1 protein-coding gene is annotated in these 1,164 nt (G+C 63.1%); it reads right to left on the minus strand.

Annotated features, from left to right (window positions below; translation table 11 throughout):
- Window positions 1-1,163, minus strand: a 1,163-nt coding sequence (tuf, locus tag Y887_RS17400; RefSeq protein ID WP_046965547.1) for an elongation factor Tu, incomplete at its 3' end; no start/stop codon positions are given.
- Window position 1,164: the final 1 nt, after the last annotated feature.

Genomic DNA, 1,164 nt, shown 5'->3' on the forward strand with positions numbered 1-1,164 from the left:
GCGCCGACGGTACGGCCGCCTTCGCGAATCGCGAAGCGCAGGCCTTCGTCCATGGCGACCGGGTTGATCAGGGTCACAACCATCTTCACGTTGTCGCCCGGCATCACCATTTCCACGCCTTCCGGCAGCTGGCAGGCGCCAGTGATGTCGGTGGTACGGAAGTAGAACTGCGGGCGGTAGCCCTTGAAGAACGGGGTGTGACGACCACCCTCATCCTTGGACAGCACGTAGACTTCGGCTTCGAACTCGGTGTGCGGCTTGATCGAACCCGGCTTGCACAGCACCTGGCCGCGCTCGACGTCGTCACGCTTGGTGCCGCGCAGCAGCAGACCGGCGTTGTCGCCTGCCTGACCCTGGTCCAGCAGCTTGCGGAACATTTCCACGCCGGTGACCGTGGTCTTCTGCGTGTCGCGGATACCGACGATTTCGATTTCGTCGCCCACCTTGATGATGCCGCGCTCGATACGACCGGTCACCACGGTGCCGCGGCCGGAGATCGAGAACACGTCTTCGACCGGCATCAGGAACGGGCGATCGACGTCGCGGGTCGGATCCGGAATGAAGCTGTCCAGCGCATCGACCAGCTTCAGGATCGCCGGCACGCCGATGTCGCTCTGATCACCGTCCAGCGCCAGACGCGCCGAACCATGGATGATCGGGGTGTCGTCGCCCGGGAAGTCGTACTTGCTCAGCAGCTCGCGCACTTCCATTTCGACCAGCTCGAGCAGCTCGGCATCGTCGACCATGTCAGCCTTGTTCAGGAACACGACAATGTGCGGCACACCGACCTGACGCGAGAGCAGGATGTGCTCGCGGGTCTGCGGCATCGGGCCGTCAGCCGCCGAACACACCAGAATCGCGCCGTCCATCTGCGCTGCACCGGTGATCATGTTCTTGACGTAGTCGGCGTGGCCGGGGCAGTCAACGTGGGCGTAGTGGCGGTTCGGGGATTCGTATTCGACGTGTGCGGTCGAAATCGTGATGCCGCGCGCCTTCTCTTCCGGCGCTGCGTCGATCGCGTCGTACGCCTTGAACTCGCCACCGAAACGCTCTGCACCGATCTTGGTCAGCGCAGCGGTCAACGTGGTCTTGCCATGGTCAACGTGACCGATGGTGCCGACATTGACGTGCAGCTTGGTGCGCTCGAATTTAGCTTTTGCCATG

The sequence above is a fragment of the Xanthomonas pisi DSM 18956 genome (assembly GCF_001010415.1).
In the GTDB taxonomy this organism is placed as follows: Bacteria; Pseudomonadota; Gammaproteobacteria; order Xanthomonadales; family Xanthomonadaceae; genus Xanthomonas; species Xanthomonas pisi.